The organism is Litoreibacter ponti (assembly GCF_003054285.1).
GTDB lineage: Bacteria > Pseudomonadota > Alphaproteobacteria > Rhodobacterales > Rhodobacteraceae > Litoreibacter > Litoreibacter ponti.
Map to the genome: position 1 here is coordinate 241,154 of NZ_QBKS01000001.1, position 16,792 is coordinate 257,945.

The 16,792-nt window shown below is 65.2% G+C and carries 12 protein-coding genes; 4 read left to right on the top strand and 8 right to left on the bottom strand.

From position 1 onward, the window contains the following. Positions 1–152 precede the first annotated feature (152 nt). The 5 genes from C8N43_RS01295 to C8N43_RS01315 form a co-directional block, all read right to left on the bottom strand. Positions 153–899 carry an ABC transporter ATP-binding protein gene (locus C8N43_RS01295; protein WP_107843896.1) on the bottom strand — a complete coding sequence of 249 codons (747 nt, stop codon included), beginning with the start codon at positions 897–899 and terminating at the stop codon, positions 153–155. Then, positions 896–1,669, bottom strand: a complete 774-nt coding sequence (locus C8N43_RS01300) for an MlaE family ABC transporter permease (RefSeq protein WP_425437072.1) — start codon at positions 1,667–1,669, stop codon at positions 896–898. The genes C8N43_RS01295 and C8N43_RS01300 overlap by 4 nt, the downstream gene beginning before the upstream one ends. 8 nt (positions 1,670–1,677) lie before the next feature. Beyond that, on the bottom strand, positions 1,678–2,697 hold the full coding sequence (gene alr / locus C8N43_RS01305; RefSeq protein ID WP_107843897.1) for an alanine racemase: 1,020 nt from the start codon (positions 2,695–2,697) through the stop codon (positions 1,678–1,680). Between the two features lie 144 nt (positions 2,698–2,841). Then, a complete protein-coding gene (locus C8N43_RS01310; RefSeq protein WP_107843898.1) occupies positions 2,842–6,669 on the bottom strand; it encodes an efflux RND transporter permease subunit in 3,828 nt (1,275 codons plus the stop codon). Then, positions 6,666–7,913 carry an efflux RND transporter periplasmic adaptor subunit gene (locus C8N43_RS01315; protein WP_107843899.1) on the bottom strand — a complete coding sequence of 416 codons (1,248 nt, stop codon included), beginning with the start codon at positions 7,911–7,913 and terminating at the stop codon, positions 6,666–6,668. Before C8N43_RS01315 ends, C8N43_RS01310 begins: the two co-directional genes overlap by 4 nt. A 281-nt stretch (positions 7,914–8,194) precedes the next feature. Here C8N43_RS01315 and C8N43_RS01320 point away from each other — a divergent pair, with 281 nt between their 5' ends. The 4 genes from C8N43_RS01320 to C8N43_RS01335 all read left to right on the top strand — a co-directional run bounded on the left by C8N43_RS01320 (position 8,195) and on the right by C8N43_RS01335 (position 13,211). Then, a complete protein-coding gene (locus C8N43_RS01320; RefSeq protein ID WP_107843900.1) occupies positions 8,195–8,860 on the top strand; it encodes a hypothetical protein in 666 nt (221 codons plus the stop codon). Between the two features lie 136 nt (positions 8,861–8,996). Further along, complete coding sequence (locus C8N43_RS01325) at positions 8,997–10,343, top strand: PQQ-like beta-propeller repeat protein (RefSeq protein ID WP_107846185.1); 1,347 nt, start codon at positions 8,997–8,999, stop codon at positions 10,341–10,343. Positions 10,344–10,394: 51 nt separating this feature from the next. Further along, positions 10,395–11,855: a ribosome biogenesis GTPase Der gene (der, locus tag C8N43_RS01330; RefSeq protein ID WP_107843901.1), complete on the top strand. Its 1,461-nt coding sequence runs from the start codon at positions 10,395–10,397 to the stop codon at positions 11,853–11,855. Positions 11,856–11,963: 108 nt separating this feature from the next. Further along, the gene (locus C8N43_RS01335) at positions 11,964–13,211 is read left to right on the top strand and encodes a sensor domain-containing phosphodiesterase (RefSeq protein WP_245912869.1); all 1,248 of its coding nucleotides are present in this window, start codon (positions 11,964–11,966) and stop codon (positions 13,209–13,211) included. Between the two features lie 12 nt (positions 13,212–13,223). Here the strand turns inward: C8N43_RS01335 and C8N43_RS01340 are convergent, their stop codons facing one another. From C8N43_RS01340 to pyrC, 3 genes are all read right to left on the bottom strand, one after another. Next, complete coding sequence (locus C8N43_RS01340) at positions 13,224–14,735, bottom strand: replicative DNA helicase (RefSeq protein ID WP_107843902.1); 1,512 nt, start codon at positions 14,733–14,735, stop codon at positions 13,224–13,226. A gap of 259 nt (positions 14,736–14,994) precedes the next feature. Beyond that, on the bottom strand, positions 14,995–15,669 hold the full coding sequence (locus C8N43_RS01345; protein ID WP_107843903.1) for an orotate phosphoribosyltransferase: 675 nt from the start codon (positions 15,667–15,669) through the stop codon (positions 14,995–14,997). Between the two features lie 40 nt (positions 15,670–15,709). Continuing rightward, a complete protein-coding gene (pyrC, locus tag C8N43_RS01350; RefSeq protein WP_107843904.1) occupies positions 15,710–16,744 on the bottom strand; it encodes a dihydroorotase in 1,035 nt (344 codons plus the stop codon). Positions 16,745–16,792: the final 48 nt, after the last annotated feature.

Below are 16,792 nucleotides of genomic sequence, written 5' to 3' on the forward strand. Positions count from 1 at the left end.
GAGGCACATTTTTACGTTTAATTCACTCAGTTTAGCGGAAATCCGCTGATTGGCTACGATGAATTTTGTCCAAAATGAGGCGCAGTTTCAGTGCGCTAGCACCAAATCTTGAGGTTTCGCATGAATTGTTGCGCAAGCGGAAACGGTCGCGCCTAACGCACCGCCTCGATCGGGCCATGGGCGCTGCCGGAGATGAATTGATCCACATAAGGATCGCCGGAGGCGTCCATGTCGGCCACCGGTCCGGTCCACTGGATCACCCCGTCATGGAGCATCGCGACCCGGTCCGCGATGGCGCGCACGCTCGACATATCGTGGGTGATGGTCATGGCGGTGGCGCCCATTTCGACCACGATCTCGCGGATCAGCTCGTTGATTACGCCGGACATGATCGGGTCGAGACCGGTTGTGGGCTCGTCAAAGAAGATGATCTCGGGCTCCGCGGCGATGGCACGGGCGAGCCCCACGCGCTTTTGCATGCCGCCCGACAGCTCGGCCGGGTAGCGGTCGGCCACATCCGCCTTCAGCCCCACCCGGCGCAGCTTCTCGATGGCAATGGCGCGGGCCTCGTCCGCCGGGCGCTTCAATGCGCCGCGCAGCAGGCGGAAGGCCACGTTCTGCCAGACCGTCAGGCTGTCAAACAGCGCGCCCCCCTGAAACAGCATCCCGAAACGCGCCAGGAAGACATCGTGGTCGCCCTTGCTTGCGTCCTTGCCGTCCACCTCGATCGTGCCGCTGTCGGGCTTCACGAGGCCCAGCACGGATTTCAGCGCCACTGACTTACCCGTGCCCGAGCCGCCGATGATCACCATGCTCTCGCCCTTGGGGATATGCAGGTTCACCCCGCGCAGCACGCGGTTCTCGCCAAAGGCCTTGTGGACGTCGATGAAGCGGATCATGTCGAGAAGAACACCCCCGTCAGCACGAAGTTGGCCGCGAGAATCAGCACCGCTGCCGCCTCCACCGATCCTTTGGTGGCCTTGCCGACGCCCTGTGCGCCGCGACCGGAATTCATGCCGTAATAGCATCCCATCAGCGCTGCGATGAAGCCGAAGACGGCGCCCTTGGCCAGCGACGAAAAGATGTCGGAGGCCTGCAGGAAATCGGCGGTGTTCTGCAGGTAGGCGGCCGAGTTGAACCCCAGCGTGCCAGTGGCCACCAGCCAGCCGCCCATGATGCCGATCACGTCGCCCACGGCGACCAGCAGCGGCACCACGATCACCGCGGCCAGCACGCGCGGCAGCGTCAGATACTTCATCGGGTTGGTGGACAGCGTAACCAGCGCGTCGAGCTGCTCGGTCACCTTCATGGTGGCGATCTCGGCGGCAATGGACGACGTCACCCGCGCGGCGATCATCAGGCCGACCAGAACCGGGCCCAGCTCGCGCACCATGCCGATGGCGACGATCTGCGGCACGACGGCCTCGGCGTTGAAACGCGCGCCGCCCGCATAAATCTGCAGCGCCAGCGCGCCGCCGGTGAAAATGGTCGTGAGACCAACCACAGGCAGCGAGAAGTAGCCCACCTGCAGGAGCTGGGTCAGGAACTCGCGGAAATAAAACGGCGGGCGGACCAGATGGCTGATCGTCTCGCCCGCATAGATGGCGATCCGCCCAAAGGCGGCCAGCACCGCAAGGGTCAGCGCGCCGAGCGCGGCCAGGGGGGCCAGCACGCGGCTCACGCGTAGACCCGTGTGTAGCGGTGCCCGAGCGAGGTCAGGATCTCGTAGCCGATGGTGCCCGCGGCGTCGGCCAGCTGGTCGACAGTTTGCTGGGCCCCAAGGATCGTCAGGTGATCGGGCACCCGCTCCAGATGAGTGACATCGACTGTCAGCAGGTCCATCGAGACCCGGCCGGCCAGCGGGCAGGGCGTCTCGCCCGCAAAAAGTTGCGCTTTGCCGGACATCGCCCGGATCAGCCCGTCGGCATACCCCGCCGAAACCGTGGCGATGGTGCGGGTGTCCTCGGCACGGAAGGCCTGGCCGTAGCCCACAGCCTCGCCAGGCTGGACGGTGCGGGTCTGGATGACGGGCAGCTCAAGCGTGACGACGCTTTGCGCGTCTGCAAAAGGCAAGCCGCCGTAAAGCCCCACGCCCGGGCGGGTCATGTCGAAGTGAAAATCGGGGCCCAGCAGCGTGCCGCCCGTGGCGGCCAGCGAGCGGGGCACCAGTAGCCCTGCGGTCATCTCGAGAAAGGCGCGCAGCTGGTCGGAGTTGGCGTCGTGATCCGGCTCATCGGCGCAGGCAAGATGCGACATCACCAGTGTCGCGCCCTCGGCCATTTCTGGCGACCAGTCATAGGCCTCGATCCCGAGGCGGTTCATGCCGGTGTCGAGCTGCAGGCCGAACGGGTGGTCGGGCAGGGCGCTCGTGTGGCGCGCGATTTGTTCGGGGCTGTTAAGCATCGGGATCGCGTTGAGGTCCTTGAGCGCCTGCGTGCAGCCCTCCTGGTGGCCCGCGAAGACGTTGATCACGGGAGCTGGGCCAAGGGCTGCGCGCAGGGCGCAGGCCTCGGACGGGATTGCGACGAAAAAGGTGCGGGCGCCCGCCTCGGCCAGGGTCTTGGCGACCCGGCCCGCGCCGAGGCCATAGCCGTCGGCCTTGACCACCGCCGCGGTCTCTGTCGCCGACATGCGGTCCAGCGCGCGCCAGTTCTCCGCCAGCGCGGAGAGATCGATTGTGAGTGTGCCCGTTGCCATGGGATCGGTTTTGACAGGGTGGGCGGCACGGTCAAGGGCTTTCGGTCCGATGCAGGCGGTGGAAAGGCCGTTCGAACGGCCTTCCGCCGAGAGCTAGAGCTCTCGGCGGGCAAAGGCGCGTCGACGCGCCTTTTGGCACTCAGCTCACTCTGCCGCGCGCAGTGGTTTGTCGGGCTTGGCCAGCTCCTCTGCGGCCTCATCCGGGGCGAGGCTTTCGAGCTTCTCGGCGGCGCGGACGAGCTTGGTCTTCGCGCCCTCCAGTGCTTTCTCGGCACGGGCAAGCACTGTCAGATCGTCGGGCTCTTCCGGGTCGGACCACAGCAGCAGCGGGTCGCGGACCTTGCGGGCCTGACGACCCAGGGCCAGATCGCGCGCCGTCTTTGAGCCGCGCCCGCCAAGGGCCACAAGCTGGCGCAGGGAGGCGTAGGCCCCGATGGAGATCCACACGCGCAGCGCGAGCAGCGCAGGCGTCAGCACCAGCGTCAACACGGTGGCCACGCCCAGACCGAACACCACGGCGGTCGCCAGCTGCTTCCACCACAGCGCGGTGGGGCTGTCGACGGAGTAGCCGCCGCCGATGAAATCAAGTGACAGGCCGAACATCATAGGCGCCAGACCGGCCATCGTGGTGATCGTCGTCAGCAACACCGGGCGGATACGCGCCTCCGCCGTGCGGGTGATCGCCTCGAGCCGCGGCATGTAGCGGGAATATTCCTGATAGGTGTCGATCAGCACGATGTTGTTGTTCACTACGATCCCCGCCAGCGCGACGATGCCGGTCCCGGTCATGATGATCGAGAAGGCCTGATCCATCACCAGCATGCCGATCAGCACGCCCGTGGTGGACAGCACCACCGCGAGCAGCACCAGCACGGAATTGTAGAAGGAGTTGAACTGCGCCAGCAGGATCACGAACATCAGCCCGAGCGCGGCCATGAAGGCGGAGGACAGGAAGGCCTGGCTTTCGGCCTCTTCCTCGGTGTCGCCGGCCCACTCGAAGCTGACGGAGGCGGGCAGGGGCGTCTCGGTCTCAAGCCATGTGGTCAGGGCCGCGATCCGTTCGTTGGGATTGGTGACCGCGAAGCTGACATCGCCGTCATCGGCGGCCTGCTGCAGGGCTTGCGGGTCGTCGGAGGCGATGACTTCGAACACTTTGCCATCGGCGAAGACCTGCCCCGGCGTGCGCCCGGCGCCATCGGTCGCGGTGATGCGCATGGCGCCCGAGGCGGGCCCAAGCTCCTTCACGACGCCAAGGATCTCGCCATCAGCCGACACGGTCTGCAGGCCCGGCGCGACATCGGCCTTCACATCAAAAAAGCGGGTCTGGTCGATCCGGTCGATCTGGCCCAGCTTGGCCACCGGCTTGCGGGAGATGAAGTTGGACAGCGGGATCAGCCCGTCGGGGGTGCGCACTTTGAGGTTGTCGAGGGTGGACAGCACCCGGGCCTCTTCCGGCAGGCGCACGCGGATCTCGATCTCCTCGTCGGAGCTGTCGACGCGCATCGTATCAAGCAGCAAGCCGCGGGTGACCAGCTGCACCATCGCGCCCACGGTGGCCACGTCCGCCTGGTAGCGGCCCGCGGCCTCCACATCGACGTCGATCTGCCAGTCGATGCCGGGCTGGGGCAGGGTGTCCTCCACCAGGATCAGGCCCGGGGTCCGGTCAAACTTGGCGCGCGCGATGGCGGTGGCCTCGCGCAGCTCGTCCCAATTGTCGCCCTTGATGCGCAGGTTCACGGGCTTGCCCGAGGCCGGGCCGCGGTCCTGGCTCAGCACCTCGGTATAGATGCCGGGGATGGCGTCCATCTTGGCCTGCATCTCGTCGAGGATTTCGGTGTCGTCGCGCCGGGTGCCCCAATCGGCCAGCTCGATCTGGATTTGGCCCACCGTGTCCATCGGGCCGGTGGCCCCGCCGGTGTTGGTGTTCAGCCCGCCCTCGCCGGAGAAGGCGAAGATCGAGGTGATGCCGTCGACGCTTGCGATCTGCTCTTCGACCTGCGCCACGAGCGCGTCTTTCTCCGCAAGCGACAGGTTGCCCCGCGCGCGGACATAGACGATGGCCTGCTCGGTCTCGCTTTCGACGAAGAACTCGACGCCATTGTTGTTGGCCGAGAAGGTCGTGAAGGTGACGACCACGAACACACCCACGGCCCCGATGGCCACGAGCGGCATGATCGGGTTGCCCGCGATGAAGCGCGTGAACTGCCCGAAGCCCGTGCGCCGGTAGCCTGCCTTGACCCGGCCCGCGCGGCGCGGGCGCGTCACCGCACCGAGGCAGACAGAGGCAAACATCGCGGCGGCCGTGAACAGCACCGCCCCGAAGATCATCACCAGAGCCCCGCCTTGCCCGCGCGGGATCGGCAGCAGGTAGGACGGGTTGAGAAGCTGCATCGCCGCGGTGAACAGCGCCATGATGGAGAGCGCCGCCAGCACCAACCGCAGCACGATGTGGGTGCGCCGCAGCCCCTCGGAGGCGCGGGTGATCAGGCGCGAGATGCGCCCCGACACGCCGCCCATCACCGGCAGATAGATCAGCGCCACGATGAGCGAGGCCGACAGCACGAAGATCAGCGTCACGGGAAGCATGCCCATGAACTCCCCCGGCACCCCGGGCCAGAACAGCATCGGCAGGAAGGCGCACAGCGTCGTCGCGGTGGAGGACACGATGGGCCAGAACATGCGCTTGGCCGCGTCGGTATAGGCCTCCATCGGGCCTGCGCCCTGATCGAGCCGCTTGTCGGCGTATTCCACCACCACGATGGCCCCGTCGACCAGCATGCCCACGGCCAGGATCAGGCCGAACATCACGATGTTGGAGATCGAGATGCCCATCAGGCCCAGAAGGATGAAGCACAACAGGAACGAGGTCGGGATCGCGAAGCCCACCAGCAGGGCGGAGCGCAGGCCAAGCGCCGCCAGCACCACGATCATCACCAGCGCGATGGCGGTCAGCACCGACCCCTCCAGTTGCTGGACCATGTTGCGGACCTGCTTGGACTGATCGAGCGTCACGTCCACCCGCAGGGCGTCGCGCAGCTCTTGGGGCCATTTCAGCTGCTCGGCGGCGACCGTGTCGCGCACCAGCCGGGAGGTGTCGATGATGTTGAACCCCTTGCGCTTGACCACCTGCAGCGCGACCGTGTCATTGCCGTTGAAGCGCGCGGTGCCGATGCGGTCCTCGAAGGTGAGGCGAATATCGGCCAGCTCGCCCAGGGTCACGACGCTGTCGCCATTGACCTTGATGGGCAGATTGTAGACATCGCGCGGCTCGTCGAAGCTGGACGGGATCTTCACGGCAAAGGCGCCCTGCGCGGTCTCGACCTCGCCCGCGGCGATCAGCAGGTTGTTGTTGGAGACCACGTTGATCAGCTCGCCCGCCGTGACATTGTAGGCTTCGAGCGCGAGGGGATCGATGATCACCTCCAGCATCTCGTCGCGGTTGCCCGCGATGCCGGCCTCAAGGACGGGGGGCAGGGCCTCTATCGTGTCCTGCAGCTCCTTGGCGACCCGCAAAAGGGTGCGCTCGGGCAAGTCGCCTGACAACGAGATGATGAGTATCGGGAATTCCGAGAAGTTGACCTCCTCGATGGTGTACTGCTCCGCACCGGCGGGAAATTCTGCCTGCGCCTGGCTCATCTTGTCGCGCACATCTGCGAGGATCTGGGTCTTGTCCCAGCCGAACTCGAACTCCATCACAATGTTGGCGTAGTTCTCGGCGGCGGTGCCGTTGATCGTCTTGAGCCCGTCGAGGTCCTGTAGCTTGGTCTCCATCGGCTTGACCAGCAGCTTCTCGCTGTCCTCGGCAGAGATGCCGGGGAAGGGCTGGGAGATCACCAGCATGGGGATCTCGATATCGGGCTCGCCCTCTTTGGGCAGGCCGACATAGGCAAAGCCGCCAATCACCACCGACATCACGATGAAGGCGATGATCATGCGGGCGCGACCGCCCGCCCAATCAACGAGGCCGGTCATGAATTATCCTCTTGGAAGGTCGGTTTGATCGCCACGCCGCTGGTCACGTATTCCTGGCCCACGGTGATCACGGCGACCTCTTCGGGCAGGCCGGAGAGCCAGACGCCCTGGGCGGTGTCGCGCAGAATCTTGACCGGCGCGAATTGCGCGGTGTTCTCGGCGGTGGCCGTTTGCACGCCCAGTGTTCCCTCATCATTGAGAGTCAGGGCAGAGGCGGGCAGCAGGTGCGCGCGCTGGCCCTCTGCGCCGATCAGGATTTCGGCGGTCTGGCCGTCGCGCAGGGAGAAGTCGTTGTTATCGACGCTGACCTCGACCCGGAAGGTGCGGGTTTCCATGTCCGACGAGCGGGAGATGAAGCTCACTTGCCCCTCGACGGTCTGGCCTGCATTCGTGCGGCCACCCGCGCGAGCGCCCACCTCGACCTTGGCGACCTCGGTTTCCGGCAGGAAGGCCACCAGTTTGATCGGGTTGAGCTGGATCACGGTCGCGCAAAGCCCGCCGGGCTGCATCAGAGACCCCAGCTCTGCGGTGTCGGTTTCCAGCAGGCCGGAGAAGGGCGCGCGAATTTCGAGCCGCTCGATCTCTTTCTCGGCGGCGGCGATGGCGGCCTCGGCACCCAGAATACCGGCGCGGGCGCTTTCGACCCCGGCGCGGGCTGTCTCGAGCCCCGCGCGCGCGCTTTCGACGGCGGCCTGTGTGCCCGCCACCCGAACCTCGGAGGCGAAGCCGTCGGCGGAAAGCTGCTTGGCGGCATTGTCGTTGATCTCGGCCTCGCGCAGGCGGGCCTCGGCTTCCAGCACGCGGCCGCGAGCTTCGGGCAGCCTTGCGCGTGCTTCCGGCAGGCGCGCGCGCGCCTCTTCCAGTGCAGCCTCACGGGTGCCGGGGTCGATTTTGCACAAAAGCTGACCCTTTTCGACCGATGCGCCCTTGCGCAGCGGGTCGGAGGCCACGAGGCCAGACGTCTCGGCGCGCACGTCGACCTGCCGCTGGGCTTCGGTGCGCCCGCGCAGAAGGACCGCGTTATCAATGGCTTGCGCGGTGGAGCGCATGGCAACAACAGAGACAACGCGCGCATCGTCGGCGGCGGTCTCCGCGACCGGTGGGGCGTCCGCGCTGGTCTCGGTCTCGGGCGCAGGGGCTGCGTCGCCGCCCGTGGCGAAGTCGAGTAGCGCCTCCCGCTCGAACACCAGAAGGTACAGCGTGGCGGTCACAAGAATGGCCGTGACGATGGAGAAGATGCGCATCGTTATCTCGTCTTTCTGAGTCCTAAGCCGGGCGATATTGCCGCGGTCCTTACGTCATGTACGCTAAACCGTCCAGTTTAGATTACACTTTTTCACGGGCGCCGTGCAAGTCTGCCGCGGTGCAGCAATACACAAGCGATGCGCAACGGCAGGCCAAAGGTCCGAGTGTTTGGGGGAGCGCGGATGCGGAAACGTGGGCTCGCGCGCCTGCGACTTGCCCCTTGGCAAGCTTCGCGGCTTCGGGGTATGCCCTGCCAAACCGCAACGACGGAGACGCCCCCGTGAGCAACACCGACAGCTTCATCGAAGAAGTCACCGAAGAGGTCCGCCGCGACCGCATGTTCCAGCTTCTCAAGAAGTGGGGCTGGCTTGCCGGTCTCGTGATCGTGCTGGTGGTGGGCGGCGCGGCCTTCAACGAGTGGCGCAAGGCCAGCGCGCGGGCCGAGGCGCAGGCCTTCGGGGATGCGATCATCGCCGGGATCGAGGCCAATGACGACGGCGCATCGCTCGCCGCGGTCGAGACCGCCAACCCCGAACAGGCCGCCATCAAGGGCCATCTGGCCGCCGCCGACGCGCTTCTGGGCGACCAGAGCGACGCGGGGCTTGCGGCCCTTGATCAGGTGATCGCCGCCGACGGCGCGCCCGCGATCTACACGGCGCTGGCCGCGTTCAAACGCGCCCTCGCGTTGCCGCCCGAGACGCCGGAAGACGAGCGCCGCGCGGCGTTCGAGGCGCTGGCCGCCCCCGGTGCGCCGTTTCAGCTGCTGGCCGAGGAGCAACTGGCGCTCTTGCAGGCCGAAGCGGGCGACACCGACGCGGCGATCGAGCGGTTGCGCGGTATTCTGCGCTCGGCCGGGCTCACACCGGGCTTGCAACGACGCGCCTCAGAGTTGATTGTGGCCTTGGGCGGAGATCTGGACCTCGACCTGAGTGCCGCGCAGCAATAGCGCTGCTGCCGGAATTGGGCTAAAAGGTCTCAGGACGAAAGGTCCGGTGCGAGGAATGAGTGGCACGACCGCGCGGAGAGACAGCGCGGCGGGACAGGGGATAAAGGCGCGAGCGCATATGGGCATGACAAGCGACATGAACACATCTGGAACGCGCCGCGGCGCGTGGCGCGCCACGGCGGCGCTTGCGGCCGTGCTGGCCCTTGCGGCCTGCGGCGAGGACGAACTGGTGCTGGAAGGCGAGCGTTTCGACATCCGCGCGCCGCTGCCCGGCTCCGAAGAGGCGGCTGTGCTGGAGGCCGAGGCCGATCTGGCCCGCGGCTTCACAGCGCCCGCCCAGACCAATGTGACCAGCTGGACCCATCGGGGCGGCAGCGTCACGCACTACACCCAACATCCGGCCCTTGGCGCCAGCCTGAGCCCGCTCTGGACCGCCAATATCGGCGCGGGCAACAGCCGCAAGCAACGTATCACCGCCGACCCCGTGATCGCGGGCGGGCGTATCTTTACCCTCGACGCGGCCTCCGGCGTGACCGCCACCGGCTCTGACGGCGCGACCTTGTGGAGCCGCAAGCTTGTGCCCGCCTCCGACAAGGGCCGCGACGCCACGGGCGGGGGATTGGCGTTCGCCGACAACACGATCTTTGTGGCCACGGGCTTTGGCGAGCTCTTCGCGCTGGATGCGACCTCCGGCGCGCAGAAATGGCGCCAGACCCTTGATGCGCCGCTGACCTCGGCCCCGACGGTGTCGGATGGGCTGGTCTACGTGGTAAGCCGCGACAGCCAGGCTTGGGCGATCCGCACCGACAATGGCCGCATCCAGTGGCAGCTGCCCGGCGCGCCAAGCCCGGCACTGGTTCTGGGCGGCAGCGGCCCGGCGGTCTCCGGCCGCGTTGTGATCTTCCCGTTCGGCTCTGGCGAGCTGTCGGCGGCCCTGAAAAAAAGCGGCATCCGCGTCTGGGGCTCGTCGGTCGCAGGGCAGCGGCGCGGGGTGGCCTACGCCTCCGTCTCTGACGTGACGGGTGATCCGGTGGTTCTGGACGGCACGATTTACGCGGCCAACCAGAGCGGGCGCACCGTCGCGATCAAGGCCAGTAATGGCGAGCGCATCTGGACCGCGCAGGAAGGCGCCTATGGCCCCGTTCTGCCCGCAGGCGACAGCGTGTTCCTTGTCTCCGACCGCAACGAGTTGATCCGGCTGGACCGCGACACGGGCGAGAAAATCTGGGGCGTCGAGCTGCCCTATTACACCGCGCGCCGCTTGCAGCGCCGCGACGAGATCTATTCGCACTACGGACCGATCCTTGCCGGTGGGCGGCTGATCGTGGCCTCTGGCGACGGCGCGCTGCGCAGCTATGACCCGGCCACCGGTGCGCTGGTGGGCAATGTGGCGCTGAAAGGCGGCGCGGCCTCGGCCCCGGCGGTCGTGAACGGCACGCTTTACGTGATGACGGGCCGGGGGCAACTCGCCGCTTTCCGTTGACAGCAATAGGCTGTATGACGCGCCTCTGACTGCCTTGGAGCGCTTTTAGAAATGTCCTTCACCCTCGCCATAGTGGGCCGCCCGAATGTGGGCAAATCCACGCTGTTCAACCGCCTGGTCGGCAAGCGGCTGGCGCTGGTCGATGACCAGCCCGGGGTGACGCGCGACCTGCGCGAGGGGGCCGCGCGGCTGGGCGATCTGAAGTTCACCATCATCGACACGGCCGGGCTTGAGATGGCCACCGACGAAAGCCTGCAGGGCCGGATGCGGATGCTGACCGAACGCGCGGTCGAGATGGCCGATGCCTGCCTGTTCCTGATCGACGCGCGGGCGGGCGTGTTGCCCGCGGACGAGATTTTCGCGGACATCCTGCGCAAGAAGTCGGCGCGTGTGATCCTTGGTGCCAACAAGGCCGAAGGCGCTGCAGGTGCTGCTGGCATGATGGAGGCGTTTTCGCTTGGTCTGGGCGAGCCCTTGGGTCTGTCCGCCGAGCATGGCGAAGGGATGGCGGACCTGGCTGCCGTGCTGCGCCCGATGATCGCGGACCACGAAGAGCTGGCCGAAGACTACACCCCCGAGGTCGAAGTCGACGTGCCCGAGGATGACGATGAGGAACATGAATATGTTCCCGCAACCCCCTCGAAACCTTTGCAAATTGCCGTTGTGGGGCGTCCGAATGCGGGCAAGTCGACCCTGATCAACCAGATCCTGGGCGAAGACCGCCTGCTGACCGGCCCCGAGGCCGGTATCACCCGCGACGCGATCTCTGTGCAGACGACCTGGTCCGGCACGCCCATGCGGATTTTCGACACGGCGGGCATGCGCAAGAAGGCGAAGGTGCAGGACAAGCTCGAGAAGCTGTCGGTCTCCGACGGGCTGCGTGCGGTGAAATTCGCCGAAGTCGTCGTGGTGCTTCTGGATGTCGACATCCCGTTCGAGCAGCAGGATCTGCGCATCGCCGATCTGGCCGAACGCGAAGGCCGCGCCGTGGTTCTGGCGGTCAACAAATGGGATCTTGAGGGCGAGAAGCAGGACAAGCTGCGCGCCCTGAAAGAGCAGTTCACCCGCCTTCTGCCGCAGCTGCGCGGCGCGCCGCTGATCACCGTGTCCGCCAAGACGGGCCGGGGTCTGGAGCGGCTGCATGACGCGATTGTCGAGGCGCACCGGGTGTGGAACACGCGGGTGTCGACCTCGATGCTGAACCGCTGGCTGGTAGGCATGCTGGAGCAGCACCCGCCCCCCGCGCCGCAGGGCAAACGCATCAAGCTGCGCTACATTACACAGGTGAAGGCGCGCCCGCCCGGCTTCGTCGTCATGGCGTCCCATCCCGATCTGCTGCCCGCAAGCTACTCGCGATATCTGGTTAACGGGCTGCGCGAAGATTTCGATATGCCCGGCACACCGATCCGGCTGTTCATGCGCTCGCAAAACGAGGCCAACCCGTTCAAAGGGCGCAAGAAACCGGGCCGCTCCAAGCTGCGCAAACATACCGAGGGCCGCAAGGCCGACTAGGTTAACTCGTTGGATTTTATCCAAATTCGATGTGATTTGCCGGACATTGGTAACCTTCCGCTTACCGCGATCTCGTAGCTCTCGAAGGATTGATTTCGGAGGCGAGGAATGCGTCAAGGCAGCGCTGATTTTGGACGATTGATTATCGGTGCCGGGTCGGCGGGTATGACCGGGGATATCATCGACACGGCCCTCGCATTCGTGCGCGGACATCTGGAGATGGAGGTCGCCTACCTGTCGGAATTCGTCGGCGAAAAGCTTGTGTTTCGCGCCGTCTGCGCGCCGGGCTTGGAGGATATGATCGCCGTGGGCGGCGAGATGCCGCTCGACCAGGTCTATTGCCCCCATATTCTGGAGGGGCGTTTGCCGGAATTGATCCCCGATACGGCGGCTATTCCCTTTGCGCAGACGATCCCGCTTACGACTGCTTTGCCGATCGGCTCCCATGTCAGCGTGCCGATCTGCCGGTCTGACGGGTCATTTTATGGGATGTTTTGCTGCCTGTCGCGCAAGCCGCAAGCCTCGCTGAACGAGCGGGACCTGTCGGTAATGCGCGCTTTCGCCGGGTTGTCAGCCGATCACATCAACATGGTGCTTGCCGTGCGCACGGACGAAGAGGCGCGTCGCGCGCGTATCCGTAACGTGTTGGAGGAAGACAATTTCGAGATCGTCTATCAGCCGATCTTCGACATGGGCTCGCGCCGCCCCAACGGGTTCGAGGCGCTGTCGCGCTTCAAGTCAGACCCATATCGCCCGCCCAACCTGTGGTTCGACGAGGCCCGTAGCGTTGGACTGCAGGAAGAGCTGGAATGCGCTACGATCAGCCGTGCGCTGGCCGCGCTGCCAGAGCTGCCGCGCCATGTATATGTGTCGGTCAACGCCTCGCCCAACACGGTCATGACCGGTGCGCTGTCAGATTTGTTTCGAACCGCGCAGGCCGACCGGATCGTGCTTGAAATTACCGAGCATGCCGAGGTCGAGGATTACGACAAGCTGATGGATCAGCTGGATCAGCTGCGCTTCCGCGGCGCGCGGCTGGCGATAGACGATGCGGGGGCGGGGTATTCCGGATTGCAACAGATCGTGCGGATGAAGCCCGATATCCTGAAGCTCGATATCTCGCTGACATCCGGCATCGGGTTTGACGTCGTCAAACGCTCGCTTGCCGCAGCGCTGGTGTCCTTTGCCAACGAGATCGGCGCGCAGATCGTGGCCGAGGGAATCGAGACGGAAGACGAATTCGCCGCGTTGCACGATCTTGGCGTGCCTTTGGGGCAGGGCTACCTGCTGGGGCGCCCCGCCGATTTGTTGTCAGCCAAGAGCCGGTTTCAGTTGCAGGAGGTGCGTCGCGCCTGAGGCACGCGCGGCCTAGAAATCGTCGCCGCCCGAATTGCCGTCCTGCCAAGGCTTCACAAGGTTGCCGAAGCGGGTGAAGCGCCCCTCGAAGCTCAGCTCGACCGACCCAATGGGGCCGTGACGCTGCTTGCCGATGATGACCTCCGCCTTGCCGTGGCAGTGGGACATGGCATCCTGCCAAGCGGCCATCTTTTCCAACTCGTGATCGGCGGGCTTCTCGCGCTCTTTGTAGTATTCCTCGCGGTACACGAACATCACAACATCGGCGTCCTGCTCGATCGAGCCTGATTCCCGCAGGTCGGACAGCTGCGGGCGCTTGTCTTCGCGGTTTTCCACCTGACGCGACAGCTGGGACAAGGCGATCACCGGGATATCGAGCTCCTTGGCGATGGCCTTCAGGCCTTGGGTGATCTCGGAGACCTCGTTCACCCGGCTGTCCTTCGCGGTCGCCGGGCGCACCAGCTGCAAATAGTCGATGATCAGCACGTCCAGCCCGTGCGTCCGCTTGAGGCGCCGCGCGCGGGCGGCAAGCTGCGAGATAGGCAGGGCGGGGGTGTCATCGATGAAAAGCGGGCAGCTTTCCAAGGATTTCGCGGCTTCCACAAAGCGGCGGAACTCGGTTTCGTTCATGTCGCCACGGCGGATTTGTTCGGACGGGACCTCCGCCGCTTCGGACAGAACGCGTGCGGCCAGCTGTTCGGCGGACATCTCGAGCGAGAAGAAGCCTACCGCGCCGCCCTCGACCGCACCTTCGGTGCCTTCGTGGGTCATGCCCTTTTTGTAGGCCTTGGCAACATTGAACGCGATGTTGGTCGCCAGCGAGGTCTTGCCCATCGACGGACGCCCGGCGAGGATCAACAGGTCGGAGCGATGCAGCCCGCCGAGCTTCTTGTCCATGTCGATCAGCCCGGTGGACACGCCAGCCAGACCGCCATCGCGTTGATAGGCGGCGTTGGCGACATCAACCGCTTGCGTTACCGCCTTGAGAAAGCTCTGAAATCCGCTTTCCGCCTGACCCTGTTCGGCCAGTGCATAGAGACGCTGTTCGGCATCGACAATCTGGCTTTTGGGGTCGCTTTCGGTATCGACGGTCCCGGCCTTGGAGGCGATCTCCTGGCCCAGCTCGATCAGCTCGCGGCGGATCGCCAGATCGTAGATCATCTGCGCGTAGTCGCGCGCGGCGAAGGCGGAAATCGAGGCGCCTTGCAGCCGGACCAGATAGGCGGGGCCGCCAAGTTCTTTGAGGCCCTCGTCTTCCTCGAAATAGGGCTTCAGCGTCACCGGCGAGACCAGCAGGTTCTTGTGGATGCGCGCGGCCGAGGTCTCGTAGATGCGGCGATGCACCGGGTCAAAGAAATGCTCGGCCTGGATGACGGAGGCCACCCGGTCGAACACGTCATTGTTCGTCAGAATGGCCCCCAGAAGCTGCTGCTCAGCCTCGATGTTATGGGGCAGAGCGCCTGCCGCGTCGACATGCACCGACGCGCCTGGCCCCGCGCTCGGCGCCGTACTTAGATCGTTCATTATTGTCCCCTTCGTCCCTGGTCACAGCCATGACGGATAGGCCAGATCAAAGCAATCTGGATATCCTGTGGGTAACCTGTGGGTCTTGGATTTCCACCTCATATTGCGGCGAAAGGGGGCGTTTCGTCAAGATGTTGCTAAAGTTTCCGCTTGGTCAATTTTGCGCTGTGTTCCGGCACATTTACACAAAATGCTCTCTGACATCGGCAAAGGCTTGCCTGCCGTAAGGGCCGCCTGACAGCGCCGGGTCGGAAAAGAATCAGCCGTGGTTGGCTTGCCACTCGGCGGGCGCGCGCAGGAAGCGCTCGACCTCGTCGAGCGTCTCGACATCGAAAGCTTCCGTGTCGCGGGCAACGGCGAGCACGTCCCACCATGTGCACAGCGCATGCAGCGCAATGCCGTGACCGGCCAGCACATCGCGGGTGTCGGGGAAGATGTCGTAGAAGAAGATCACCGCCGTATGGCCGCAGGTCGCGCCGGTCTCGCGGATCGCCTCGACAAAGCTGATCTTGGAGCCGCCATCGGTCGTCATATCCTCGACCAGCAGCACGCGCTGGCCCTCGGTCATTACGCCCTCAATCCGGGCGTTGCGGCCGTAGCCCTTGGGCTTCTTGCGCACGTAAGTCATCGGCAGGGCGAGGCGCTCGGCGATGAAGGCGCCGAAGGGGATGCCCGCGGTTTCGCCACCGGCGACATTGTCAAACGCCTCGAACCCGGCCTCGCGCATGATCGTGCAGGCCAGGAAATCCATAAGCGTGGTGCGGATGCGCGGGAAGGAAATCAGCTTACGGCAGTCGACATAGGTGGGCGCCTTCTTGCCGGAGGCGTGGGTGAACGGCTCGCGCGCGTTGAAGTGGACTGCGCCGATCTCGAGCAGCATGGAGGCCGACAGGCGCGCGATTTCTTCGCGGGTGGGGTAGCTGGTTGGGATCATGGGTGCCTCCGGCGGGACTATTTTTGAAGCAATAAAGAAGTCAGGTGACGCGCCAGTGCAGCGGCATTTGCGGGTCGAACACGGTAACCGGGCCTTGAGCAGTGGCGATGTGGTCTGGGTAGGCGACGGGATCGCCACGGGTCAGCGTGATCGTGTCTTGGTTCTGCTCCATCCGGTAGAAGGCCGGGCCGTTGAGCGAGGCGAAGGCCTCGAGCTTGTCGAGCGCGGCTTCCTGTTCGAACACTTCGGCCAGAATCGACATGGTGTTCGTGGCTGTGAAGCAGCCCGCACAGCCACAGGGCAGCAGCTTGTTGGCGTCCGTGTGGGGCGCGGAGTCTGTGCCGAGGAAGAAGCTTTTGTCACCAGAAGTAGCGGCTTTGCGCAGGGCGAGGCGGTGTTCTTCGCGCTTGGCGACGGGCAGGCAGTAGTAATGCGGCTTGATGCCGCCCGCCAAGATATGGTTGCGGTTGATGACCAGATGGTGCGTCGTGATCGTCGCGCCCAGATCATCGCCGCCCTCGCGCGCGTAATCGGCGCCCTGGCTGGTTGTGATATGCTCCATCACCACGCGCAGACCGGGAATGTCACGGCGGATCGGGTCAAGCACGCGGTCGATGAACACCGCCTCGCGGTCGAAGATGTCGATATCGGGGTCTGTGACCTCGCCATGGACGCAAAGCGGCAGGCCGATCTGGGCCATGTTTTCCAGCACGCGCTTGACCTTGGTGAAGTCTTTGACGCCTGAGGCGGAGTTCGTCGTGGCCCCCGCCGGGTACAGCTTGACCGCGTGGATGAGCCCGATCTCGGCGGCGGCGCGCAGGTCTTTGACCTCCGTCTCCTCCGTCAGATAGAGCGTCATCAGGGGCTGGAATTTCGAGTTGTCGGGCTTTGCGGCCATGATCCGGTCGCGGTAGTCGGCGGCGTCGGCGGCGGTGACCACGGGCGGCACCAGATTGGGCATGATGATTGCGCGGCCAAAATGGCGGGCCGTCTCGGGGAGCACGGCGCGCAGCATGTCGCCATCGCGCAGGTGCAGGTGCCAGTCATCCGGGCGCGTGATGGTCAGCGTTGTCATGGTGGTCCCCCTCGTTTCGCCGCTGATTAGCCGCTTGGGCGCGGCTGC